This window comes from Myxococcus stipitatus DSM 14675 (genome assembly GCF_000331735.1).
Classification (GTDB): Bacteria; Myxococcota; Myxococcia; order Myxococcales; family Myxococcaceae; genus Myxococcus; species Myxococcus stipitatus.
Genome location: NC_020126.1, coordinates 2,254,743 through 2,278,805, shown reverse-complemented (window position 1 = coordinate 2,278,805; position 24,063 = coordinate 2,254,743). Strand labels below are relative to the sequence as shown.

Here is a 24,063-nt window from a genome sequence, read left to right as displayed (position 1 = left end):
GTTGTGCGCCTTGATACCACCCCGAGGGCTGCGCTCTAATTGACTCGGACTTCCAGGTGTCTGCCATCTGGAGGGAGGGGAAATGGCCTCGCAGCCAGAGTCACAGTCCGTGGTGACGAGTGGAGCACCTGCTGCCCCACCCCCGCAGGCGCAGGGACCTGCGGGCCTCGATGATGCCATTCAACGCCTTGCGCAGGCCCTGCAGCGCACGGACAGCCCCCTGCCGCTCCCCGGCACCGTCGCGGCGCCAGCCAGCGTTCAAGCCCTGGGGGCCGCGGGGAGCAAGGTTGCGCTCGCGGGGCTCATCGTCGCGGCCATCATCGTCATCGGCGCGCTGGCCGCCGCCGGTGTGCTGTGTTTCGTGGTCATCAACAGCTCGCTGAACACCTCGCCCAATCCCCTGATCCTGCGCCTCCTGTTGAGCTGCGTCGCCATGTTCATCGCCATGGGCTTCGCGGGGCTGGGGTTCGGTCTCTTCCTGATTGGGGCCGAAGGGCTGTTCAAGCTCACCGGCACAGTGTCCACGCCGAACTCCACGACTCCCGCCAGGGCCGCGCTGGAGTCCACCGCGCCAGGGCTCATCGTCGTCGTCTGTGCCACGGTCATCCTGTGGGGGGCGCTCCAGATCACCTTCGAAGTCACCCAGCCCACCTCCGCCGCATCGGTGACCCCTTCCCCACCCGCCCCCGAGCCGGAGCTCCTCGGAGGAGACCTTGGGTTCCTCGACAGGGCCCGAGCCCCCTCCTCCCCCGAGGCGCCGCGGACCGCGGAACCTCCACCTGTCGTCCCTTGACGAGGTGCATTCATGCTGACGAGTCTGGGGTTTGTTGTCGCAATGGCAGTCCTGGGTCAGTCGGATGAGGCACAGGCCTCGAAGCTGGTCGATAAGGGCACCCAGGCCTTCATGGCCCGTCAATACAGTGACGCGCTCACCCACTATCGGAGTGCCTTCAAGCTCCATCGCACCCAGGAGACCGCGCTCTGCATCGTCACGGCCTACCTCAACACCCCAGGTGCCAGCACGACCCAGGCCGTGACCGACATGAACGCCTGGCTCGCCCTCCATCGGGAGTCGCGACAGGCCCACAGCGATGATGCCCTGCTCGAGAAGGCGGGCGAGCTCATGAAGGGAATCGAGAAGCTGGCCACGAACCAAGAGACGAAGCTGCGAGACAAAGACGAGCAGATTCGAAAAATCCTCCAGAGCACGACCATTCGAGTTCAAGCACTCGAGCGAGACCTCGCACTCGAACGCAGCAAGGTGCGGACGACGGAGGAGCAACTGAAGAAGGACCAGCTGCTCCTTCAGCAGGGCAAGCTCCAGCTCGACAAGGACCGCATGCAGTTCCTGCGCGAGACGAAGAAGGCCGGGCAGCTCGAAGGCCCCTTGAAGAATGGACCTCCCCCCGGCCCTTGAAGGACGAGGGGCGCGTAGACAAGGTCCGCCGCGGCGAGCACCTGGAAGACCCTGCGCGCAAGCTGCCCGCCCGCGCCCTGAATCAGAACGCCCATCCTCCCAGCGCGCCCGAGGTCCTAGAGGTGACGCTTGAAGAAGGGCACGACCTTCTCCAGCGCCTGGGCGACTGGCGCGGGCTTGTCATAGAGGTCGTAGTGCGAGGTCCCCTCGACGACGACGAGCTCCTTCTGCTTCGACGCCGCGCGGCCGTAGATCTCCTGGCCGTCCCGGTAGGCACCGAAGCCACCCGGCTTGTCACCGATGACCACGAGCAGCGGCCGCGTCAGCAGCACCTCGGCCAGATGGAACGCATCCCAGCCGACGGCGGCGGCGCGATGGGAGAACAGTCCGCTCGTCGCGCCATGGGGCTTCTCGCCGCGGGGTGAGCGGTAGTACTCCGTCGCCTCCAGCACATCGATGTCCTTCAGCCCCGCCTTCTTCCCGGCTTCGACAGAGGGCGGGAGGTAGTTGTCGACGCGGAGCGGGCCACCTCTCACCTCGGCGGTGCGCTGCTCGGCCATCGCATCCAGGGCCCCCAGCGGGTCATAGCCACTGAAGCCCTCGCGGCTCAGTCGGCCGAAGTTCACGCCCGTGATGCTGACGACCGCCTTGAGGCGCCGCTCGGTCATCGTCGCGTTGATGGCGTACCCGCCGCCGCCGCAGATTCCGAGGACGCCGATGCGGGCCGCGTCGACGTAGGGCAGCGTGACGAGGAAGTCCGTCACACGGCGGACGTCCTCCACCCGCTGCGTCGGGTCTTCGAGGAACCGCGGCTCACCGCCGCTGGCGCCCTGGAAGCTCGCGTCGAACGCGACCGCGATGAAGCCCGCCTTCGCCAGCGCCGCCCCATACACATTGCCCGCCGTCTGCTCCTTGCAGCTCCCGATGGGATGCATGCTGATGACGGCGGGGTACTTCTTCTGGGCGTCGAAGCCAGGCGGGAAGTACACGTCGGCGGCGATGTCCCAATACATGTCCTTGTTGCGAATCTTCACGGTATCCATGAGCGCCTCCTCGGGCCGTCGGGTGAGCGGTGTCTTGGATTGCCCGCCGCCCTCGCCGCCGTCGTTGCGTGGGTGAAAGGAAGATGCGCCCGCGACTGGATGCCCACAAGGCCACAATCCTGAGCACAGTGGTAAGCCCAGGTTTACAATCCACCCATGAACCCGGCCCTGCTGCCCTCCCTCGCATGGTTCGCCCACGTCGCGTCCCACCGCAGCTTCACCAAGGCCGCCGCGCAGATGGGGGTGTCGCGCGCGGCGCTCTCACAGAACCTCAAGGCGCTGGAGAAGCAGTTGGGCGTCCGGCTCCTCAACCGCACCACACGCGACATGTCGCTGACGGAGGACGGCCAGCATCTGTTCGATGCCTTGCTCCCCTCCCTGGGCACCATCGAGAGCGCCGTGCGCGGCCTGGGGGAGGCCGCCGGAATGCCCTCCGGCCTGCTGAAGGTCAACACCGCGCGCATGGCCGCCAGGTACCTGATTGAACCCCACCTGGGGGAGTTCCTCGCGCGCTACCCGAACCTGTCCCTGGAGTTGGTGATGGACGACGGGCTGTCCAACATCATCGCCAGCGGCTGCGACGCGGGCATCCGCTTGGGACAGAGCCTCGCCGAGCACATGGTGGCGGTGCCGGTCAGCCCCATGCTGTCGATGGCCGTCGTCGGCGCCCCTTCGTACTTCGCGCGCCGGCGCGCGCCGAAGACACCGGCAGACCTCGTCCATCACAACTGCATCAACTATCGCCACGCGGGCAGCGGCGCACTCCACGACTGGGAGTTCACCGCGCCCGGCCCCAACGGCCAGGACTTCTCCGTGGCGACGAAGGGCAACCACATCACCAACGACGACGACAGCATGCTGCGCGCCGCGCTGCAGGGGGTCGGCCTGATTCAGCACATCGACCAGGCCGTACAAAGGCACCTCGACGACGGAAGCCTGGTGCGTGTGCTGCAGCCCTGGTGCCCCCCCTTCCCGGGCTTCTATCTCTACGTTCCTTCCCGCAAGCAGTTGCCGAAGAAGGTCCAGGCGCTGATGGGGTTCCTCGTCGACCAGCGCAAGCGATGGGAGGGGAAGACCTGAGCGGCAGCCCCCCTTGTCGACGTCCAGCCCGGCCAGCTTGTGGGAATACAAGCCGGTCTCGAAGCACATCGGGGTAGGCCGTCACGGTGAGGACCTGCGCGCGGGTGCTGGGCATCGAATCCAGGACGACTTCCCGTGCCTCGGGCCCCAGTTCCACGCGCACACCCGAAGGCTGGGCGAGCACGGTGAATCCCATGAGGTCCGAGACAGGCGGCGCCCACGAGATGGAGAGCGAACGCTCCCCTGGCTCCACGCGGACACCGGAGGGCGCACCGGGCCGCGCGGGAGTGCGCACGGCCGCCGAGGTCGCGACGGGCCCCTGCCCCACCCCGTTCCGCGCCGCCCCGGTGAAGGTGGCCTCGGTGTCATCCGTGGAGTTGCCCCCCGTCGAATCCGACACGGTCAGGGAGGTGACATTGCGCGTCGGTGCTCGACAGGGCACCGCCCCTCGACGCCCAGCCGCCGGTCTCCCTGCCGGACAGCGAGCAGCGTGGGCGAACCCGGCACGTCCGGGAGCTTCACGAACTCCACCACCGCCGAGGGGCTCGCGCCCACCGCGTTGCTTGCGACCACGGTGAAGCGGTAGGCCCCCCCGCGCGCAGGCCCGTCACGGTCGCCGCGTCTGCTTCGACGAGCACCTGTTGACCGTCCTCGCACGGGTCCACCTCGACGCCGTCGCTGGTGAGGGCGCTGCCGCCGTCGTCCTCCAGCTCGAACCAGGTGAGCACACGCGGCCAGGCCGCGGCGAGGCCGCCAACCCGCGCGGCTGGGACGGCGCCGTGGAGTCGGGAGGCATCGGCCGGGGCGGCTCACAGCGCGAGGCGTCCGCCGCACACACGTTCGTGTCAGGGCAGCATGTCCACCCTGGGGCACAGGGACAGGAACGCTCACCCTCGCTCGCGGGGGTACAGCCGGAAGGCATCCACAAGCCCGACAGCAGGGCCAGGGGGCGGGGAAGATGTTCGAGGGAGGTCGTCATGGCGCCCCCCACTCAACGCAGCCCCTTCTGAATAGGGTGTGGATTTCGAGAAATCGGGAAACCCCTTGGGCCCCGCATGACACCGCCTGGGGTTGAGTCCCTGGGGGCCACATCAAGCTGTCGGTGCGCGCCGGACGGAGCCGCGCGAACGCGCCTTGCTCATCATCAAAGCAATGTTTGACAACATTCCCCTCGTACCCCCTGGTCAGTTGTCCCCGGAGGTCCGCATGTTTTAATCCATGCGCCATGACTCCCTCGCAGACGCGTCGATTCGCCAGGGAACCGCGCGAATACTTCGAGCCTGACCGAGTCCTCCATCCAGACGGATGGGCTCCGACACCGAGGCCCCTCACGGAATCGGGCGCGGCAATACAAGACGTCGAAGTCCTCCAGACGCCCTTGCAGGACACCGGCGATGCGTCCGCCCGGACATGACTCCACCCAAGCCCCTTGGGCGTGCCCACGTCCGTCCTCGAGCCTGTGATGCCACATCATTCGGACATCTGCATCATTGGCGCGGGAATCGGAGGGCTCACCTGTGCGTCCCGGCTCGCCACCTCCCGGCTGAGCAACAAGCTGCGCATCCGCGTCTTTGATTTGAACACCCACGTGGGCGGTCGCATCCTGTCGAAGCGGCTCCACTGCGGAGAAATCACGGAACTAGGAGCCGCGCGCTACTCACCGCAACTCCATCCCCGCTTCCAGGCGCTCATGAACTGCTTCCAACACCCTCATGAAGCCTACCCATTCACCCATGCCATCTTCCAGGACGGCATGAGGGGGCAGCTGCGGACAACCCTGCTCGGCCTGCGCTCCAAGCTGGAGAAACATCCCTCTGACTCATTCCTGGATTTCGTCAGTCACTACCTGGGGGCGACCGAGGCCCGGCGAATCATCAAGGCCCTGGGGTATGACGCCCTCCTTCTCCCCATCGTCTCCGCGCCCATGGCGTACGGCATCCTCAAGAACCACCCGGAGACCCAAGGACTGATTGAGGGTGAAGGCAACCAGTGGCGCTATGCGCCGGAGGGGTACGGCCGGCTGCTGGCACGGCTTCAGTGTCAGGCACAGGCCAGCCGCGTCGAGTTCCGGATGGAACACCACCTGCTCTCCATCTCGCGATTCGTGAAGGGATACATCCTCGCCTTCAGCCACAAGGGAAACACCCAGATACATCGAGCGCGTCACCTCATCCTGGCCATCCCCCCCTCCGCGATGACACGGCTCAATCTCGACTTTCCCGCCCACTGGAGCCCCTTGCAGTATGGCTCACTGCCCTTGTTCAAGGGGGTCCTGACCTTCGACAGCGCCTGGTGGCATGACTGTCACCTGACGGACAAGGTCCTGGTGGTCAACAATCCCTTGAGGAAGATCTACTTCAAGGACGAGAAATACGTACAGTTCTACACCGACGGCGACAACGCAACCTATTGGCGGGACTGTCTGGAGCAAGGTGAAGATGTCTATTTGAACAGGGTCCGCGCCTGCATGGAGCAGGTGCTCCCCCTCGGTGGCAAGTCCCTCCCGTCCATCAAGGACCACTTCCACAAACACTGGCCCCATGGCGTGGAGTTCTCGCTCGAATCCACGGCCACGCAGCCCACCGCCTTGCTTCATCGCACGGGTGTCATTGCCTGCTCGGATGCCTACACGCCGCATGGCGGCTGGATGGAGGGGGGACTGCTCAGCGCACATCAAGCCATTCGACTCCTGCTGGAGCAACTCACCAGCACGTCCTCGAATCGGAACTGACGAAATCCTCGCGGTCCTTCGCATCGAACGCCATGAGCACCCTGTCCTTCCCTCGGCTGCATTTTCGAGGCTTCGCTCGCGCCAATGTGCCGACCGCGAACCGAAACACCCATGGCCATATCGACATCACCACCAACACCGTCTTCATGGAGGGAGCCCCGTTCGACCTCCGCCGGCCACCCTCCGTCTTCCATGCGCACCTGAAACGGCTGGCGCCCCGATTCGACGCGGAAGGGAGACCGGACTCCGAGGGAGTCTTCAGCGAGGCCGCTGGCCACAACTTCGGCGGCAACAACCACTTCTCCTGGGAGAACGTCCGAGTCACGGGCGTGCAACGGGCCGAAGGAGCCGTCGACACGGAGGACAGCCTGGTCGGGGCCTCGTTGGCGCTCTGGGGTCACTACAATGACTACCTCCGCACGACCTTCAATCGCGCCAGATGGGTGGACAACAACCCGAGCAGGCCCGACACCACCTTGATCTATGCAGGGCAGCTGACCCTGAGCGACAAGCACGCCACGCCTCACACGCCGTCCTTGCTCACGGCGAGTATTCCGCGTGCGCAGCCTGTCCGCTGGGTCAGGACAGGGCACATCGTCGAGCGCGGCGACCATTTCCTCGCCGAGGAGTTCGGCCGCGCACGGCTGTTCCAATTCTCCGTGTCGAAGCAGGACGCGGAGTTCCCACTCGAGTCCCAAGCCGCCCCTTCCCCTGGCCTGCGGGCCCTGCGGCAGGCGCTGCACGACGAGGAGATACAGGGACTGACGGTCCAGTACGCCTTGTTCAACATGTCGACACCCCGAGGCGCGGACTCACCTGTCTTCTATGACCTGATGGGCACCCTGGGCCTGTGGTGTCGGCACGAACTGGAGACCCATCCAGCAGGGCGCCTGCTGCTGCCCCGCCAGTCCGGCCTGGGGCCTGTCGTGGTGAAAGTGCAGTCGGACCGGGTGTCCCTCAACATGCCGACCGCCGTGCCTTTCACGACCCGAAGCGCCCATCCCGTCTCGGCTCAGCACCCCACCCATCACCTCGGCGGAAAGCAGCCCCTGGGAGACCTCGTGCTCCGCGACCTGTCCGGCGCACGGATTGCCAACATCCCCGAGAGGCTTTACCTCGACCATTGGCGCCATCACGGCATCCTCGACGTGCCCCTGCTGAGCCCCGCCACCGGGTCGCTCCTCCTGACGGGTGAAGACGCGCTGTGGACCGAAGTCGACTGGGTGGTCCAGTCCGACAGCAACCACCTGTTCCTCGAGGCCCCCCACCGACAGAAAGGCCTGTTCTTCCCGGAGACCCTCACGGTGCAGAGCCGCCTCCGTGGCGAGCTGGCCTCGGCCTCGGCGGTGACAGTGCGGGCGGAGGACTCCGACAAGCTGACCGCGCACCTGACACCTTCGCCACAGGGGGAGGGCTATGCCCAGCTCACCCTCACGGGACAACACCCTGGCGTGACTCGCGTCGCGCTGGGCGCCGGACAAGACAGCCATGTCATCGACGTCAGAATCCTCCCGGACGACTGGCACCTGGACGAGGTCCCCGCCGAGCAAGTGGACTATGCGTTCTTGTATCAGCACGTCATGAGCTACTACGAGCTGCTCTACCCCTTCATGTCGGACAAGGTCTTCAGCCTGGCGGACCGCTGCAAGTGCGAAACATATTCCCGGCTGATGTGGCAGATGTGCGACCCGCTCAACCGGGACAAGAGCTATTACATGCCCAGCACCCGGGAACTCTCCCTGCCCAAGTCCAAGCTGTTCCTGAAGTATCTGGTGCACCTCGAAGGCAGCTCCAGGACATCTTCTCCCAAGACGCGTGGACCACCGCCCATCACCTGCAAGGTCCATCTCGTCGAGGCGCTCCGGAAGGCAGTCGACCTGGAGCTGTCGCTGCTCCTCCAGTATCTGTACGCCGCCTATTCCATTCCCAACCATGAACAAGGCCTCCAGCAGGTCCGCGCGGGCCATTGGCGGGTGGAGGAGCTCGAGCTGGCGTGCGGCTCCGAGGACAGGCGTCGCAACAGTGGCATGCGCGGCACGTTGCTGGAGATTGCACATGAAGAGATGATTCATTACCTGGTGATGAACAACCTGCTGATGGCCCTGGGCGAACCCTTCCATCCCGGCACCCCCAGGTGGGGAGTCCAGGCGCGGCGCCACTTCGGGTTGGACACCGAGTTCTCCTTCGAGCCCTTCTCGGAGCATGTGCTCGCCCGGTTCATTCGTCTCGAATGGCCTGGGCACCTCGCCGTCCCGGGAAACTCCATCGCCGACCTCTACAGCTCCATTCGCCAGGGGCTGAGAGACATTCCTGAGCTGTTCGACACCCGCCCCGGAAAGCGCGGCGGAGAGCATCATCTCTTCCTGGATGAGCTGACCCACAAGCTGTTCCCGGCGTATCAGCTGGAGGTCTTTGACCGGGACAGCGCGCTCTTCTCCATCGACTTCGTCACCCGCCAGGGAGAAGGCCTCGCGCTCGCCCCCCCCGACAGTGAATCCTCTCACTTCCAGCGACTGCGCCGCATGGCCTCGCGCTTCAGCGCCCTCGCGAAGCCGTTCGAGCCTGCCGTGCCAGCCCTGAGGAATCCGAGCCTGGAGCCCCGGGAGGACTGTGCCCAGGTCGTGGACGAGGGAGCCCGGGCGCTGATGGGCTTGTACCAGGGATGTCATGAGCTGATGTTCTCCCTGATGGCTCATCACTTCGCGCAGAGGCCGCTGGGCAGCTTGCGCCGCTCGCGCTTGATGAATGCGTCCATCGACATCATGACGGGCCTGCTGCGCCCTCTGTCCATCACCCTGATGAACCTTCCGTCGGGTCTGCCCGGGCGCACGGCGGGTCCCCCCGTGCCCGAGCCCATCGAGGGACAACTCGACCGAGACTACGCCACGGGATGCCGGCTGCTGGCCCAGCAATGCCTGACGCTGGCGCGGCGGGGCCGCGACCTGGGGGCGGGCCTCGTCGGCGCGGCGCAGGTAGAGATGTTGGAGTTCTTCCATCGACAACTGCTGGACCTGGCCCAAGGGAACGTCTCCAGGGAGGCCTGAATGCACAAAGCCATCATCGTGGGCGGTGGGCTGGCGGGCAGCCTGACCGCCATCTATCTCGCGCGCCACGGGTACGACGTTCGTGTCATCGAGAAAAGAAGGAACCCCCTGAGCAACAGCGCCTCCTCCTTGGACATGCCCCCCTCGCGCGCCATCGGCGTCACCATGAACGTCCGGGGCATCAAGGCGGTGTTGAAGGCCGGGATTGCCCCTCGGGAACTGGAGCAATGCGGCGAGCCCATTGCCGGCATGGCCTTCTCCATCGGGGGAAAGTACAAGATTCGCGAGCTCACGCCACTCGAGGGGATATCCCCGCTGTCCCTGAACCGGCTGGCGTTCCAGAAACTGTTGAACACGCACGCCACCCATCACGGCGTGAAGTATGACTTCGAGTGCAGGTGCCTGAGCGTCGACCTGGAGAAGAAGTCCGTCCTCGTCCAGGCCAAGGACGGCAAGGTCCATCACCATCCCGGGGACCTCGTCATCGGGGCGGATGGCGCGCACTCCGCGGTGCGCCAGTCCATGCAGAGCAACTCACGGCGCTTCGAGTTCAAACAGACATTCTTCCGCCACGGCTACAAGACGCTGGTCCTATCCAATGCCGCGGAACTGGGCTACCGGAAGGACTTGCTCTACTTTTTTGGAATGGACTCCAAGGGCTTGTTCGCCGGTCGTGCGGCAACCATCCCGGGAGACAGCATCAGCTTCGCGCTCTGCCTGCCCTACGCGGGCCCCCTCAGCCTGGCGACGACCGACGGAGACACCCTCCGTGGCTTCTTCGACCATTACTTCGGGGGGCTGCCGCTCGCCCGCAGGAGGGAGATGCTGGAGCAGTTCATGGCCCTGCCCAGCAACGACCTCGTCAACGTCCGCTCCAGTACCTTCCACTTTCGTGGGAACGCCTTGCTGCTGGGGGACGCGGCACATGCCACCGCACCCTTCCTGGGCCAAGGGATGAACATGGCGCTGGAAGATGCCTATGTCCTCTCCACCCTGCTGGACAGGCACGCGCATGACCTGGACGCGACGCTCCCGGAGTTCACCCGCCTTCGCAAGGTGCAGGCGGATGCCATGCAGGACATGTCCATCGCGAACTACGAGGTGCTGAGCAACCCCCGCTTCATCTTCTTCCTGCGGGTCCAATACGCGCGCTACATGCATCAGAAGTTCCCCCGCCTCTATCCGCCAGACATGACGGAGCAGCTGTATTTCGATTCCGTCCCCTACGACGAGCTGCAGCGAATCCAGCGGAAGCAGAACGTCTGGTATCGGCTCGGCCGGATGAACTAGCCGCCCCCCCTCATCCCCGGGTCCGACGGCGCGGCGTCCGAGGCCCTGGCTTCTCCCTGGAGAGACAAGGCCCCGTCATGCAAGCCCCTTCCCTTCCGCCGCTCCTGCCCCTCCAATGGAGCAGCGGCTACGTGTCCTATTGGTCGCCCATGCGAGGAGACGACCAGCTCACGTCCGGCTACTGCTGGTTCGACTATGCCCGCGAGGTCTGCCGGATTGACGGTCTGTTCAATCCCTGGCCCGAAAAGGAGAAGGGCTACCAGCTCTGGATGTCGGAAGTCGGCGATGTCACTCGAGGACAGAGCCTCCAGAAGAAGGTCGCCTACCGGCGCGGAACGCCCCCCTCCGGTGATGGCCTCTTCGCGGACGTGCTCCCGGAGGAGCTATCACCGTTCCAGGAGCTGTTCCTTCCGCGGGCGGTGTTGGTGGATGGGCATGCGCGCCATTCCGGATGGGCCTTCGTGTTGGGCCACCGGGCGGATATCTGGACCCTCGACAGGCCACGCAAGACACCGTTGCGCTTCTATCTCCAGGCAGGAACCAACGTGCTGCTCCGCATGGTTTCAGGCAACGACCCGCAGCACGTCTCGGTGCGTGATTTCCCCAACCTGTCCATCGAGGAGATTCCCGAGAGCATCTTCGCGATGAGGCGCACCAGCGTCCCCCTTGCTTGAGGATTCGCATGGCCCCCAGCCGCTGGGGGCCGGCCGCGCGAGGCAGGGAGAACCTCAGGGCGAGGCGAAGGCACGCAGGTGCGTCCACTCGTCCTCCACGCTCGCGGCCAGCATCGCCTCCTGAAGGGACGGGAGGGGCCACGAATCGAGCTCGAGCTGCCTGACCGCACGCGCTACCGACTGCGCTTCCTCCAAGTCCGTCGTGGCCTGAGCCAGCTTCTCCGAGTCGCCCAGCAGGGTGGCGCCTTGTCGCCTCAGATTCCGTCCCACCATGCGCTCGACGAGCGTCGACTCCGCGGCGATGCGCTCGCCCAGCAACCACAGGGCCTGTCCCAACCGCATGCGGTGGTCGGGGGAGAGCGTCTTGTCGGAGGCCTTGACGACCCGGACGAGGAGGGCCGGCCCTTGAAGCGCCAGCCGCTGCACCATGGCCGAGAAGGCGCCCCCGGCTGGCTCCTTCACCCCTGCTGACGTCAAGAGTCGCTCCGCCTCCGCGTAGAACGAGGCAGCGGACGTGGGCCGGTAGTCAGGCAGCGCCGCGATGCGCTCCAGTTCCCTCAGCTCTTCTTCGGTCAACGGTGCGTCGGGCTGGCGCGGCTCCATCAGGAGGACCAGGGCGCGCTGCATCTCCGTCGGGTCCTCGGCCGCGAAGCGACGCAGCCGCGCACGCAGGGCCTCGCGATGGTCCACGGGCTGGGAGTCACTCGGGAAATAGTCCAGGGCGGACAGCAACAACCGTGGGTCCTGGATGTCCTCCAGACGGGCGGACAGCCAGCGCCGCGAGGCGTCTTCGAGTCTGGCGCCCGCGAACGCGAGCATCAGGCGGGCCTCGACCCGGTCTGTCCGCGCCCAGGCCCCCGCCAGCGTCGCCTCCATCTGGTCCCACGAGGCCATCCCCGAGAACAGCCCCGGGTCCTCGAACATCGGACGGCCCGCGCGCAGCCAGGCCGCCACGAAGGAGTCTCGCCAGTTCTCCGTCGGGTGCGTGCCCCTCCGCTCCCTCAGCGCTTCGAGGAGGGGGCCTTCCAGGCTCGTCGGAGCCACCTCGCGCAGTCGCTTCACCGCGACAGCGGCCTCCGTCAGCGAGCCCCGCTCCAGGAAGGCACAGGCCTGGACGAAGAGCGCTCGCGGGTCGTCGGGGGCCTCGGCAAGGGCTTGCGCGAGGTGCTTCTGCGCGACGTCGAAGTCCCGCTGTCCCACGGCCTCAACAGCGCGCGTCACGGGCGTATCGAGCGGCGCCCCCTCCTCGGCCAGCAAGGGCTTGGACTCGAGAGAGTGCCCTCCCGTGGTGATGCAGGCGGACACGAACAGGAACAGGAGGGCACGCGCGGCGGACATGGCGGCCCCATCCTACTTGATGCCTTCGCGGGCGCTCACCAACGCCCTGATGCCAGCTTCAACATCGCGGACCGATTCACCACCTGTCGTGTCAGCAGATGCACGGCTGCGCGCCCCCCACGTGAATCGAGAGGCGCGCATCCGCGACGTCAGCACATCAGGTCAGTACACGACCACCGAGGCGTAGACGCTGGTGCCGCTCGTATAGGACACCAGCGCGCCTCCGTTCGACGGGAGCGCGGCGACGGCAGGCACGGTGCCCGCCCCCACCGTCCTGGCATCCGCGGCCAGAATCGTCGTCGCCCCGACGAGCATGCGGTCCAACTGGACGTTGCCCGTCCCGCGCTGGGAGGCGATGTAGCCATTGCCCAGCGCATCCGAGTCGATGGTCCGGATGGGACCGGGGCCGACATCCGTGGGGAGGCCCGACACCTGGGTGCTCGTCCCCGGCGCGGACACCGGGATGACATCCACGTTGTCGTCCCCGAAGGTGCCGGTGACGTAGATGAAGCCGTTGGAGCCCGTCCAGTCCGAGAAGAAGGCCTGCCCCGGCGGGGAGCTCTGGGGGTCGAAGGTGGTCCCCTGGTCACTGCTGCGGCGGATGCGGAACGAGGGGTCGTCGCTCACCGAGAAGACATCTCCGCTGATCTTGTCCACGAGGACGTCGAAGAAGGCATTGGTCTGGTCCACGTCCGTCACGATGAAGTCGTTCGCGCCTCGCGCGAAGTTGCGGAGGACGCGGACCCCCGGGCGGCCTCGCGAGACGGAGATGTAGAGGGCATCGCCCATGGAGTCCATGCTGACGGTGGGGTTGCCCGCCGTGGTGAGGACTCGCGGCGCTTCCCAGGTCGCTCCCGCGTCGACGGTCCGGGTGAAGTACAACGAGCCCGCGCTGGTGGCCGCGATGTACGCGGTCCCCGTGGGGCCGCCTTCGATGGCCACCTCCGCCGCGTTGGTGATGCCCAGGGGCGTGGGGCCCACCCAGGTGTGACCGCGGTCCACGCTCACGCTGACATGGACCTCACCACCGCACAGCATGACGACGTAGAAGCGGCCCAGCGCATCCACCGCCGCCTTGCGGCCCGTGTTCGAGTTGGCCGTGGTGCAGCTCAGCGTCCCGCTGACGAGCGTGGGAGGAGTGTTCTCGAAGGCATCCAACTGGCAGTCCGCATCGCAGCCATCTCCGGGCGTCCTGCCGCCATCGTCGCACTGCTCTCCCGCCGCGCTGTCGACCAGGCCGTCGCCACACACCTCCACGCCCCGGCAGTCCGCTCGGCAGCCATCGCCCGCGGCGCGGTTGCCGTCGTCACACACCTCACCCGAGTCGAGGTAGCCGTCGCCACAGACGGGCGGCCCCCGGACGGTGATGGTGAGGGTGGCGGTGTTGGAGTCCGCCGCGCCGTCGTTCGCCACGAAGGTGAACTGGTCCACCCCCTGGAAGTCCACGTTCGGCGTGTAGAGCAACTGAGCGCCCGTCCCGGACAACGTCCCGTGCGCGGGCGCCGTCGCCGTGTACGTGAGCGCATCCCCATCCACATCCGTGGCCACCAGCGTGATGGGCGTCGACGTGTTGAAGCTCACCGTCACCGACGCGGAAGACGCGACGGGCGCGTCATTGACCGGCGTCACGGTGACGGAGACGGTGGCCGTCGCCTGCTTCTTGCCGTCGGAGACGGTGACCTGGAAGGAGTCCGCGCCGTGGTAGTTCGCGTTCGGCGTGTACGTCACCGACGCCCCCGCGAGCGAGAGCGTGCCGTGCGCGGGCGTGGTGTACGAGTAGGTCAGCGTGTCGCCATCCGGGTCCGCCGCGGTGATGGAGATGACGACCGGGGTGTCCTCGGGAGTGGTCGCCTGGGCGGGGTCGACGGTGGGCGCCCGGTTGTTGTCACAGACGCTCGGCTCACCGGTGCAGGTGTAGCCCGGCTCCACCTGGCAGACGCTGTTGCAGCCGTCTCCGGAGAGCTGGTTGCCGTCGTCACATACCTCGACGCCACCCAGCTTCCCATCGCCACAGATGGGCCGCAGCGAGGTCTCCACCGCATCCACCAGGTAGACGGCGAGCAGCGAGCCCTTCAGGCGCACATAGCGATAGGGCACGTTCCCTGAGTACGTCGCCACCGCCACATGGGTGCCCAGCCCCAGCTCCACCAGGTGCAGCGAGCTGGAGCCGATGTACGTCCCATCCGCCTTCAGGAAGTCCACCGAGGCCACCAGCGCCAGCGAGAGCCCCTGATAGTAGACGCGGAGGTCGCCCGTCCCTTCCTCGCCCTGGCCCAGGTCCAGCACCAACGCCGAGTTGAGCAGGCTCAACAGGGTCGCGGCCTGACCGTCCGGAGCGCCGACCGCCGCGCTCGCGTTGAGCACCGTCGCCGTGGTGCCAGACGCCACCGCGTCCGCATACGGGTCCCAGCTCAGCGCGGCGCCCTGGCGCGCCAGCGCCTCTGCCTCCGCTTGCGAGTTGCTTGCTTCGGACTCGACACCACACGCGCTCAGCGACAAGGCCAGCGTCAGGCCCAGTCCCCAAGACCACAACACACCCGAACGGCTCTGCATGGAGTGACTCCCCCCGAGGAGCGGAATGAAGCCCGGAATGGACTGTCCCCCCGTGGAATGAACGACACTACTCCTCACTTCCGACAGAACGCCTCGCAACACAAGAGCGTTTGTCAGGCTTTGAGAGTCAACAAAAGCATGCTGGGTATGCCTGCACCCAGGACCTTCGTCCAATCCCACACCCGACCTGCTTCCCTGACACAGACATCGAGGGGTCCGTGTCAGGAGAGAGGCCGGCCATTCGGGTCAGGAGCGGTGTCGCTCCGCCACCTTGAAGAACTGGGTGAGCGAGTACGCCAGCAGGGATTGGCGCGACTCCAGGTACCGGCGGGCCCGGAGGAAGGGCAGCCAGACGCGATTCCCCACGCGCACCTGGGATTCATCCTTCTTCTCGCGCAGCACCCAGGTGCCGCCCAACCGGCGCACCAGCACGTCGCCGAGATAGGCGCCCAGGGCCGGAGCGGTGTGACTGTCGATGAGCTCGCGCGTGTAGCGCTTCGGGAAGTTCTCCCTCCAGAAGTAGAAGTCCAGGTCCGTGAGGGATTCCGGCGTCTCGTCCATGAGGGAGGGCACGTGGGTGTGCAGCGCCGCCACGAGGCCCTCGGACAGGTCGTCGTAGTGGTCGCGGAGGCGCTCCGGGTTCTCCACGTCGGACGGGAAGGCGACAGGAAGCCACTCCTCCGGCTCGGGCGGTTGGAAGGCATTGAGCTCGGCGATCTGCCGCTGTCGCGTGCTGATGGCGAACTCGTCCGGCAGCCGTGACAGGAGGGGAGCGACGTCGGGGTGGAAGCGGGGCTCGACGGGCACGAGCGCGGCGCTGCGCGCTCTCAGGGTGCGCAGGACGGTGTCGAAGTCGAGGTCTGGTCGCAGGTGGACGTGCGCGCGGGCCTGCGCGACACGCGCCTCGTCACTGTCGAAGTCGGCGGCGGTGGGCCGGAGGACGAGGAGGATGGAACCATTGGGGAGCTCCTCCACGAGATGCGCGGGCGTCGCGAGCATCCGCTCTCGCCCGACGGACTCCACCAGCTTCGGGCCGAAGATGTTCAGCCAGCACAGCTCGTAGATCTTGTCGAACCCGTCCCTCTTCCAGACCGCATCGTCGCGACCGAAGGCGGGAGCATCTGTCAGGCCCCGATCCGCCGTGCTGTGCGCCGTCGCGTGGTGCGCAGGATAGTGCGTAGCCCAGACACGTGCGACGGACACTACCCCCCGGCATGCCTCTTCTTCCGCGAAGAATGAGAGCGGCTGCACATCGACATCGACGCTGACTTCGGGCTCCATGTGCGGAGGCATCAACCTGAGCACCATTGACACACCCGGAGAGTCATCGCGGTGCAATCCGATGACCGTGCCATAATCCGCGCGTCGCTCCTCTATCGCGCGCCACACGGCCTCTCGTGAATACTTTCGTCGTCGGCTCGCATTGACAACGGTAGGCATCCACCCAGCAGCATGGGTCTCCAGAGCATCCAGGAATGGTGCCAGCCCTCGTTTCTCGCCATCGCGCAGGTCGAGAGCCCCAGCGAACGTGAAGCCAAGGCAGTCCACCTTGTTCAGCTCATGAATCGACAGCCGCGGTGCCTTCATTGGGACAGAACCTCCACACCCCTGAGCGACTGCTCCGCAGCGTGCGTCACCTCTCTCCACAAGATGCCGTCTTCGGGCAGGAGCCCCTGACTCTCGTAGACCCAGCGAACTCGCTTTACCTGAGCCTGCTGTCGCAGCCCTTCTCGCAGAATCCTCAGCGACCCACCGTATTACTTCAGCGCACTGCTCGCATCCGTATCCGCCTGCACCTCGAGCTCCTCTCTCTTCAGAAACCCTAGTTTCGGCTCTTGATGCTGAACGTCTCCACCCGAGGGGGCTGCCCCTGAACAGGCCGCTCTTCAATGACCAGCACATCCGCGTAGCGAAAGTCCGCCCCGGATGGGGCAAAGACAGAGGTCTCCCGTGCAGGCCTGCTGGACGCCGGGCCGTGGGACCCTGTGTGGATTTGAAGGAGTCGTGCGACCGCGCCCCGAAGCACAAGGGGCGACCACCCCTCACCCATCAAGATGGCGAGTGGGCATCATCCCAAGGCAGATGGGACATCATGAAGGCGGTTCAGCGGCGCCGAATCCGCCACTCGCGCCATCAGGGAGCCGCGCAGGCACTCGCGCACACTCCCGTACCAAGAAGTTCATACGGTCCCCCGGGAACCAACGGAGATGCACCTTTCAGATGCAGTCCATTGAACCCTAAAAGGACAATCCCTACAAGATCTCCGGGTGCGAGCAGCCTTTCGCCATCCGTCGCCCCCCCCCGCGCGACCGAGCGCCCCTACTGGAAGGCGATGTTCCCGAGGGTGATGGTCCGACGCCCGTCCGCGTCCCAGAGCTTGAGCGTGTAGCTGCCCACAGGTGATTCGGTTGCGGATTCGGCCTCCACGACCACACGCTGGGTCGCCGAACCTGGGGCCACCGGACCGGACTGCCACACTTGAAGCACCTTCAGCTCCTCGTTGGCCTTGCCTCGAAGGGTGACCCCTTCCGCTGTCCACGGCTGGGCATCGCCCACCGGAGCAAGAATGAGCGCGACAGCCACTCTGCGCGCCGCGCGATATGTATAGACACGTCGCTTGGTAACAGCCCCTCCTGGGCTTTGCGTCACCAGTCGAGTCACATCCAGGAACTCCACTCCGCGCCATTCAAGAACGCCTGTCGAGATGAGTCCCGCCAATCCGTCGGGCGCTGCTCTTTCAGCACGCAGACGCACAATCTCTTCGCGACACTGCTGAGCCTCGAGCCGCGCTTGCCGAACCTCCTCCTGGTAGGTCTCGGCGCCCCTCTTGCGCCGATAGACTTCAACGAGTGCTTCCGACCTCGCGGGATGCGCCACCAGGATGAACGTCGCACTCGCCGGGGCCGCACCATCTTGAAAGCGCACCGTCAGCCGCAGCCGCTCTCCCGAGGAGATTCTCTCCGAAGGAACGAAGCGCAGCGTGCTGAGGCCCGCGTCGAGCACCGTGAAGCGCTCACGCCCCTCGAGCGCCACGCTTTCTCGACTCACCTCCGAGTCAAAGATGAAGACGGTCGAGAGACCTGGACTCACCACCACTTCCGCGGCCGCCTGCGCGGCATCCGGGGACAGTTCGATCCGGCGAATGCCCAATCCCGCAGGCGATGACGACGACTGCGCCCAAGCGTCCTGCCCACCCCCACCGAGAAGGACAAGCAGAACGGCCAACATAGAACGATGCACGCGACGCGACTCCTGGCCCCTGCCTGCAATGCCCGCTCTGGCGATTCACGAGCACCTGCGGTCATTCAAACTCGCTCACCGCCTTGACCAAGAAGGCGGAGAACACGCGAACCTTGCCGGAATCCCCTCCGCCTCCCGAAATCTCCAGCCCACGATTCCCAGACGAATCCAGCACCTCGAAGCACACGGGGACGCTTCCCTTGCCCATGCGCGCCCGCGTCAACCGGCCATAGAGGCGGTCGCCCACGATGAACCGTCCGGTCAATGTGGCGCCCTGCGCCCCCAGGGTGATTCGTGCGGGCCCCTCCGTGACCATCAGGAACCTGGACGGCTCATCCAGGAGGAGCGTCCCGTCGTTGTAGTCCCCGATGCTCATGCCCAGCTTCTTCATGCCCTCGACGGAACCTTCGGGACACGGTTCGGGCTCCGGAGGGGAGCGCACCTGCGGGCCGGTGCAGGCCAGCGCGCCACACAGGGCCGTCGTCGCCAGCGCGGTGCGGGCGCCCTTCGTGCTCTTCCTGGCGGGCGCCCACGTGGAAGGAGTGTCGCTCTTCGTTGTCGTCACGGTGGCAGTCACCTCGGAGTTCGTCGCGGAACGTGCGACGGCCGCAGGTATTGCCTCCGGCCCGGTGGGAGCTGCGGCTCGGGCAGCTTGAGGTTTCTTGGCGGCGAGCGCTACTTCTTCATGGACCGGACGCCCCTCGTCGCGACGTCCCCCTCCCCAGAGGAGAACCGACGCCGTGGCCACACCGAGAAGCCCCAGCCCGAGCGCCATCCACCCCTTGCGCCAGCGCGTCCGCGCTGACACCTCGACAGGCCGCGCCGGGGACACATCGGCCGCCAGCGCCGCACCGTCCAGCGGAGCTGCATCATCAGCCACCTCCACCACCTGCTCGGGACGCCTGCCCCGACGAGGCCGGTGCAAGGGGTCATTCACCCACCTGACCATCGGGTCGACGGGCCCCTCCGTCGTCGCCGTGGCCGGCCCATAGGCGTCGCACAGGGGCACCTCCCACTCCGCATCCGCCGAAGCAACCACCGCCTCCAGCGCCGCGCACACCGCCCTCGCATCCGGGAAGCGCGCCTGGGCCTCCTTCTCCAACAAGCGCAGGCACACCTCGCTCAGCGCCTGGGGCACCCGCTCGTTCGCCGTCCGAGGCGACACCGGCGTACCGGAGATGACGGCATTGATGAAGGCCTGGTCGTCCTCCGCCTCGAACGGGACCCGCGCCGTGAGCAACCGGTACAGCACCACCCCCAGCGCCCACAGGTCATCCGAAGGTCCGGGGACATACCGGGCACCTCGCACACCCGCATGCTCCTCCAGGAACAGCCACGCCTCCGGAGGCCGGTACTCCGGCGTCCCAGGCGGCAGGATGGAGAGCGTGACGCCAGGAGCCCCCTCGTAGTCCCCGACGCCATAGTCCACCAGCACCGCCAGCCCGTCGGAGGCCCGCACCATGACGTTGGCCTCCTTCACGTCCCGGTGGACGACCCCCGCCTCATGGGTGGCCGCCAGCGCCCGCGCCACCCCCAGCACCGCCAGCAGCACCTGCCGCGCGGAGGGGTTCTCCTCCCGAGCCCACACGTCGAGCTGCCGCCCCTCCACGTACTCCATCGCGATGACGGCGAACTCCGGCGACGCCAGGGGCCAGTACCCGAACGCGCGGATTCCCACGACGTTGGGATGCCGCAGGCGCAGGAGGATGGACACCTCCCGCTCCACGCGCCCCGGGGCCCGAGGCAGATGCAGCAGCTTCAACGCCGCGGGCTGCCCCTCACACGAGGCCCGATACACCGTGCCGAAGCCGCCACGCCCCAGCTGCTCCCCCACCCTGTACCCCACCACCACGTCCCCAGGGCACAGCACCGCCGGGGGGCCGTCGTCCCTCATGACGCCTCCCACTCGAGCGATGCGGACCGCACGGCGTCTCCCTCCAGGCAGCGCCGCCATGCTAACACAACCTGGAGGGTCATGCCTCCTACCCAGTAGGACAAACTACCCAGCGGATTGCAAGAAACACGGGAGACTCTATACATTGGGCTGACACTCCCTTGCTTCCGGTCACCCCATGTCCGCTCAACTTCCAGAAAGCCCCGAGGACGAACAGCTCCTCGACAACCTCGCCAGCACCATCGGCACCCAGGCACGCGCCGCGCGGATGCGCCTGCTGCTCACGCAGGCGGATGTCGCCCAGAAGGTGGGGCTGGTCCCCGCCGTGTATGGCCGCCTGGAGCGAGGACGGATGCTGCCCAGCGTCCGCACCCTCCATCGCCTCGCCACCGCGCTGGGCACCTCTCCGGACTCCCTGATGGGCCACCCCTTCCGCCCCGAACCCCCCGCGGACTCGCCCTCCGTGCGACTCCTGGTCCAGCAGGTCCGCCGGCTGCATCCCCGTCGGGTCAAGGCCGTCCTGCACCTGGTGCTCTCGATGCGGTGAGTCCTGTGCGCGCTCGGGAAGGTGACTTCTCAGGTACAATGCCGCGCACCTCATGGACCAGGACCTGGCAATCACCATTGGCGCGACGGCCCGTGCCGCCCGAGAGCAGATGGGGCTCACCCAGGCCGAAGTCGCGGAGCGCGTGGGACTGGTGGCCCCCGTCTACAGCCGCCTCGAGCGCGGGCAGATGCTGCCCAGCGTCCCCACCCTGTTCCGACTCTGCACCGAGCTGAAGGTCTCTTCCGAGGAGCTGCTCGGCCTCGAGGCCTCTGGCCGGAGCGGGACAGGGCCCCGCGCCAAGGAGGACGATGCGCCCTCCCTGCGGCGGCTGCTGCACCTCGCGCGGAAGCTGGACGAGGGGAAGCTGGACGCACTCGTCCACGTCGCCACGGAGCTGGCCCGCTAGACAGGGGCGCAATCCGGGCGACGCGCCCGGGCCTATTTCTCCTCGGGCTCGGGCAGCTCGTGGGCATCCAGGCCCTCGGGGTAGAGGCCCGCCTCGCCAAACTCCACCTTGGCGCGCATCGCGCCCCCGTCGGCCAGCACGCGCGCCACCTCCTCCTGCAGGTTCGCCCGCCCGTAGGACTCGCCGCGTGTCGCCTGGAGTTTCCGCAGGGCGTCTCGCAGCTCCGCGGCCGAGGCGAAGCGCTCCTCCGGGTGGGCGCGCAGGGCCTTGTGCAGCACGGCCTTCACGTCGGCCGCCAGCGGCGCCACCGCCTCCTCCACGAAGTCCGGACTGAAGCGGGAGAGCAGCACCTGCATCTGGTGCAAGGGCAAGGACGGAAGGGTCTCCACGCGCAGCACCCGCCCCGCGAAGCCCGAGGGAACATCCGTCACATCGAAGAGGTGGGTGCCCGTCAGGAGCTCCACCAGCACCACGCCCAGGCTGAAGACATCCGAGCGAGGACTCAGCGCCCCGCGCCGGATGTACTCCGGAGAGGCATACGCCACATCGCCTCGGACCAGGCTCCGCGGCGACTCCTCCCGCCCGATGAGCAGCGAGTAGGCCGCGCCGAAGTTCATCAGCTTCACCTCGCCGTGCACGCCCACCACGACGTGCCGGGGGTTGACGTCCCGGTGGACGATGCCGAGCGACCGTCCCTCCTCGTCCACCACCGTATGCGCATGGTGCAGCACCTCCGCCAGCTCCGTGCCCACGTAGAGCGCGAAGGACTCGGTCATGGGAAACCCTCTCACCACGGCCGCCGACACGAGCGTCTCCAGCGAGGGGCCCGGCACGTACTCCATGACGACGTGGAGCGCGTCGTCACAAATCCCCACGTGGTGCACCTTGGCCAGGGCCGGGTGGTTGAGGCGCATGGCCAGTTGCACCTCCTCCACCAGTCGTCGCCTGCGCAGGTGGGTGGTGGGGCTGGGCAGGCGTCGGACGAAGCAGCGGCTCGTCAACGCCTCCTTGCCCACCTTGCGGTGAGCCAGGAGCAGCACCTCCCCGGACTGGCGCCGCTCCAGCTCCTCCACGGCCTCATAGCGGACGGCCCCCGCCTTGAAGAGGAAGTGCGGTCGGAACGGCGGCGCTCGGGGAGAGCGGGGGTCGTCCGTGCTGACTTCATCGGTGGAAATGGACATCGGCTGCGCGCCTCCAAGCAACGAATGGGACTTCGTCACGCACCTCGAGCGACCACGGCTCACGTGGAGACAGCACGAGAGGCATCAGACACGGGTGAAGGCGGGGCCGCGCCGACTCACCTTTCAGGTGAATTCGACTTCACTTGATAAGTACCACGACCTCCAGGCGCTGGGAAGCCGGCACGCGCTCATGTCCGGATAGTGTGCAACCCCCGCGGACTCCGTGCGGCGCTCGCGATTGACAACCCTGGAGGGCTCGCCCAGTGTCGCTGGGGTGAAGCCGCGCATTTCGAAGCAGGGGCCGACGGGACCGATGAGCGAAGAGGTGTTCTGGGACCTCATCGCACGGTTCAACTGGAAGAAGTCCGGAGACGACGAGGCGGTCTTGCGCCCGGTCGTCACCGCGCTGTCGAAGATGGAGGTCGAGGACATCTTCGCCTTCGACGACATCCTGGCGGAGAAGCTCTACGCGCTCGACACGCGCGAGATCTGCCGGGGGACGTATCGCGGGACGCTCGACCCGGATGATGGCGGGCAATACATCTCGGCGGACGACTTCCTGTACAGCCGGTGTGTCATCGTCGCCAACGGGAAGGGCCTGTTCGAGCGGGCCCTCGCCGACCCCATGGGGGTTCCGCAGGAGATGGAGTTCGAGGCGCTCCTGTCGGTGGCGCGCGAGGCCTTCGAGAAGAAGACGGGAGGGGAGTACGAGCACCTCACCCCGCTCTCCTGGGAGAGCTTCAGCAACAAGGAGGGGTGGAAGCCGACGTCCGCGACGCGCCCCGGTCCATACACGAGCGAGGCGGTCCCTCCGGGCAACAGGCGCCCGACCTGAGCGCCTCGCGGGGCCCGGCTAGGCCTTCTTCACGAACTCCGACTTGAGCCCCATGGCGCCGATGCCGTCGATCTTGCAGTCGATGTCATGGTCGCCATCGACCAGGCGGATGCTCCGGACCTTGGTGCCGACCTTCACCACCGTCGACGAGCCCTTGACCTTCAGGTCCTTGATGACGGTGACGCTGTCGCCGTCCTGGAGCAGGTTGCCGTAGGCGTCGCGCACCTCGCGCTTGCCTTCGGTGGGCTCGGAGGCGGCGGCGGTGGCCGACCACTCGTGCGCGCACTCCGGGCAGACGAAGAGACTGCCGTCCTCATACGTGTAGGCGGAGTGGCACTTCGGGCAAGGAGGGAGGGCGCTCATGTCGGCTCCTGGAGGGGACGGTGCGGAGGCATATACACGAGCGGCGCGCCGTGGGGCTTCCCGTTCCATCACCGGCCCGCATCATGGACCGTCGCGCACAACACGCCGACACGGCGCCCCGGGGTCAGTGCGGCCTCCACGGCATCTCCTCACAATCTCCGCTGGGGCCAGCGTCGGCACCGCATTCGTCCAGGAGAGAAGATGGAGCGCCAAAGAGGAACCGTGAAGTGGTTCAACGACGAGAAGGGCTATGGGTTCATCACGCCCGAGAGCGGCTCGGACCTCTTCGTCCACTTCAGGGCCATTGAAGGCAATGGCTTCAAGAGCCTGAAAGAAGGGCAGGCCGTCACCTTCGAAGCCGTTCAAGGACAGAAGGGAATGCAGGCGGACAAGGTCCAGGTCGAAGGCTGAGCGGTCACAAGCCCCC

The 24,063-nt window shown here is 66.7% G+C and carries 20 protein-coding genes; 11 read left to right on the top strand and 9 right to left on the bottom strand.

What is annotated here, in order from left to right:
- Positions 1–82: 82 nt before the first annotated feature.
- Entirely contained in the window at positions 83–793 is a 711-nt protein-coding gene (locus MYSTI_RS09100; RefSeq protein WP_015347438.1) for a hypothetical protein, read from the top strand.
- A 42-nt stretch (positions 794–835) separates the two neighbouring features.
- On the top strand, positions 836–1,417 hold the full coding sequence (locus MYSTI_RS09095; protein WP_044279399.1) for a hypothetical protein: 582 nt from the start codon (positions 836–838) through the stop codon (positions 1,415–1,417).
- 116 nt (positions 1,418–1,533) lie between these two features.
- Here MYSTI_RS09095 and MYSTI_RS09090 read toward each other — a convergent pair whose 3' ends face one another.
- Positions 1,534–2,460 carry an alpha/beta hydrolase gene (locus MYSTI_RS09090; RefSeq protein WP_015347436.1) on the bottom strand — a complete coding sequence of 309 codons (927 nt, stop codon included), beginning with the start codon at positions 2,458–2,460 and terminating at the stop codon, positions 1,534–1,536.
- 156 nt (positions 2,461–2,616) lie between these two features.
- Between MYSTI_RS09090 and MYSTI_RS09085 the strand changes: the two genes are divergently transcribed.
- Positions 2,617–3,540 carry a LysR family transcriptional regulator gene (locus MYSTI_RS09085; RefSeq protein ID WP_015347435.1) on the top strand — a complete coding sequence of 308 codons (924 nt, stop codon included), beginning with the start codon at positions 2,617–2,619 and terminating at the stop codon, positions 3,538–3,540.
- Positions 3,541–3,942: 402 nt separating this feature from the next.
- Here MYSTI_RS09085 and MYSTI_RS43690 read toward each other — a convergent pair whose 3' ends face one another.
- Positions 3,943–4,113 (bottom strand): hypothetical protein, encoded by a 171-nt coding sequence (locus tag MYSTI_RS43690; protein ID WP_169558616.1) that lies wholly within the window; start codon positions 4,111–4,113, stop codon positions 3,943–3,945.
- Positions 4,114–5,002: 889 nt separating this feature from the next.
- Between MYSTI_RS43690 and vioA the strand changes: the two genes are divergently transcribed.
- The 4 genes from vioA to vioE all read left to right on the top strand — a co-directional run bounded on the left by vioA (position 5,003) and on the right by vioE (position 11,279).
- On the top strand, positions 5,003–6,271 hold the full coding sequence (gene vioA / locus MYSTI_RS09080; protein WP_015347432.1) for a flavin-dependent violacein biosynthesis tryptophan-2 monooxygenase VioA: 1,269 nt from the start codon (positions 5,003–5,005) through the stop codon (positions 6,269–6,271).
- 32 nt (positions 6,272–6,303) lie between these two features.
- Positions 6,304–9,315 carry an iminophenyl-pyruvate dimer synthase VioB gene (gene vioB / locus MYSTI_RS09075; RefSeq protein ID WP_015347431.1) on the top strand — a complete coding sequence of 1,004 codons (3,012 nt, stop codon included), beginning with the start codon at positions 6,304–6,306 and terminating at the stop codon, positions 9,313–9,315.
- A complete protein-coding gene (gene vioC, locus MYSTI_RS09070; protein ID WP_015347430.1) occupies positions 9,316–10,605 on the top strand; it encodes an NADP-dependent violacein biosynthesis oxygenase VioC in 1,290 nt (429 codons plus the stop codon).
- A 77-nt stretch (positions 10,606–10,682) separates the two neighbouring features.
- Positions 10,683–11,279: a violacein biosynthesis enzyme VioE gene (gene vioE / locus MYSTI_RS09065; RefSeq protein ID WP_015347429.1), complete on the top strand. Its 597-nt coding sequence runs from the start codon at positions 10,683–10,685 to the stop codon at positions 11,277–11,279.
- 54 nt (positions 11,280–11,333) lie between these two features.
- Here the strand turns inward: vioE and MYSTI_RS09060 are convergent, their stop codons facing one another.
- The 5 genes from MYSTI_RS09060 to MYSTI_RS09040 all read right to left on the bottom strand — a co-directional run bounded on the left by MYSTI_RS09060 (position 11,334) and on the right by MYSTI_RS09040 (position 20,304).
- Positions 11,334–12,617, bottom strand: coding sequence for a tetratricopeptide repeat protein (locus tag MYSTI_RS09060; protein ID WP_015347428.1), 1,284 nt, complete (start codon positions 12,615–12,617; stop codon positions 11,334–11,336).
- A gap of 162 nt (positions 12,618–12,779) precedes the next feature.
- Positions 12,780–15,170 carry an Ig-like domain-containing protein gene (locus tag MYSTI_RS09055; protein ID WP_015347427.1) on the bottom strand — a complete coding sequence of 797 codons (2,391 nt, stop codon included), beginning with the start codon at positions 15,168–15,170 and terminating at the stop codon, positions 12,780–12,782.
- Positions 15,171–15,416: 246 nt separating this feature from the next.
- Positions 15,417–16,757, bottom strand: a complete 1,341-nt coding sequence (locus tag MYSTI_RS09050; RefSeq protein WP_015347426.1) for a hypothetical protein — start codon at positions 16,755–16,757, stop codon at positions 15,417–15,419.
- A 732-nt stretch (positions 16,758–17,489) separates the two neighbouring features.
- The gene (locus tag MYSTI_RS09045; protein WP_015347425.1) at positions 17,490–18,410 is read right to left on the bottom strand and encodes a DUF2381 family protein; all 921 of its coding nucleotides are present in this window, start codon (positions 18,408–18,410) and stop codon (positions 17,490–17,492) included.
- Between the two features lie 61 nt (positions 18,411–18,471).
- On the bottom strand, positions 18,472–20,304 hold the full coding sequence (locus MYSTI_RS09040; protein WP_015347424.1) for a serine/threonine protein kinase: 1,833 nt from the start codon (positions 20,302–20,304) through the stop codon (positions 18,472–18,474).
- A 178-nt stretch (positions 20,305–20,482) separates the two neighbouring features.
- Here MYSTI_RS09040 and MYSTI_RS09035 point away from each other — a divergent pair, with 178 nt between their 5' ends.
- Both MYSTI_RS09035 and MYSTI_RS09030 read left to right on the top strand, forming a co-directional pair.
- Positions 20,483–20,851 (top strand): helix-turn-helix domain-containing protein, encoded by a 369-nt coding sequence (locus MYSTI_RS09035; protein WP_015347423.1) that lies wholly within the window; start codon positions 20,483–20,485, stop codon positions 20,849–20,851.
- Positions 20,852–20,903: 52 nt separating this feature from the next.
- Positions 20,904–21,257, top strand: coding sequence for a helix-turn-helix domain-containing protein (locus MYSTI_RS09030; RefSeq protein WP_015347422.1), 354 nt, complete (start codon positions 20,904–20,906; stop codon positions 21,255–21,257).
- Between the two features lie 32 nt (positions 21,258–21,289).
- Here MYSTI_RS09030 and MYSTI_RS09025 read toward each other — a convergent pair whose 3' ends face one another.
- A complete protein-coding gene (locus tag MYSTI_RS09025; RefSeq protein ID WP_015347421.1) occupies positions 21,290–22,438 on the bottom strand; it encodes a serine/threonine-protein kinase in 1,149 nt (382 codons plus the stop codon).
- A gap of 313 nt (positions 22,439–22,751) precedes the next feature.
- Between MYSTI_RS09025 and MYSTI_RS09020 the strand changes: the two genes are divergently transcribed.
- Complete coding sequence (locus MYSTI_RS09020; protein WP_015347420.1) at positions 22,752–23,273, top strand: DUF4240 domain-containing protein; 522 nt, start codon at positions 22,752–22,754, stop codon at positions 23,271–23,273.
- An 18-nt stretch (positions 23,274–23,291) separates the two neighbouring features.
- Here the strand turns inward: MYSTI_RS09020 and MYSTI_RS09015 are convergent, their stop codons facing one another.
- A complete protein-coding gene (locus tag MYSTI_RS09015; protein ID WP_015347419.1) occupies positions 23,292–23,636 on the bottom strand; it encodes a zinc ribbon domain-containing protein YjdM in 345 nt (114 codons plus the stop codon).
- A gap of 201 nt (positions 23,637–23,837) precedes the next feature.
- On the opposite strand from MYSTI_RS09015, the gene MYSTI_RS09010 reads away from it, so the two are divergent.
- On the top strand, positions 23,838–24,047 hold the full coding sequence (locus tag MYSTI_RS09010) for a cold-shock protein (protein WP_015347418.1): 210 nt from the start codon (positions 23,838–23,840) through the stop codon (positions 24,045–24,047).
- The last annotated feature ends 16 nt before the right edge of the window (positions 24,048–24,063 follow it).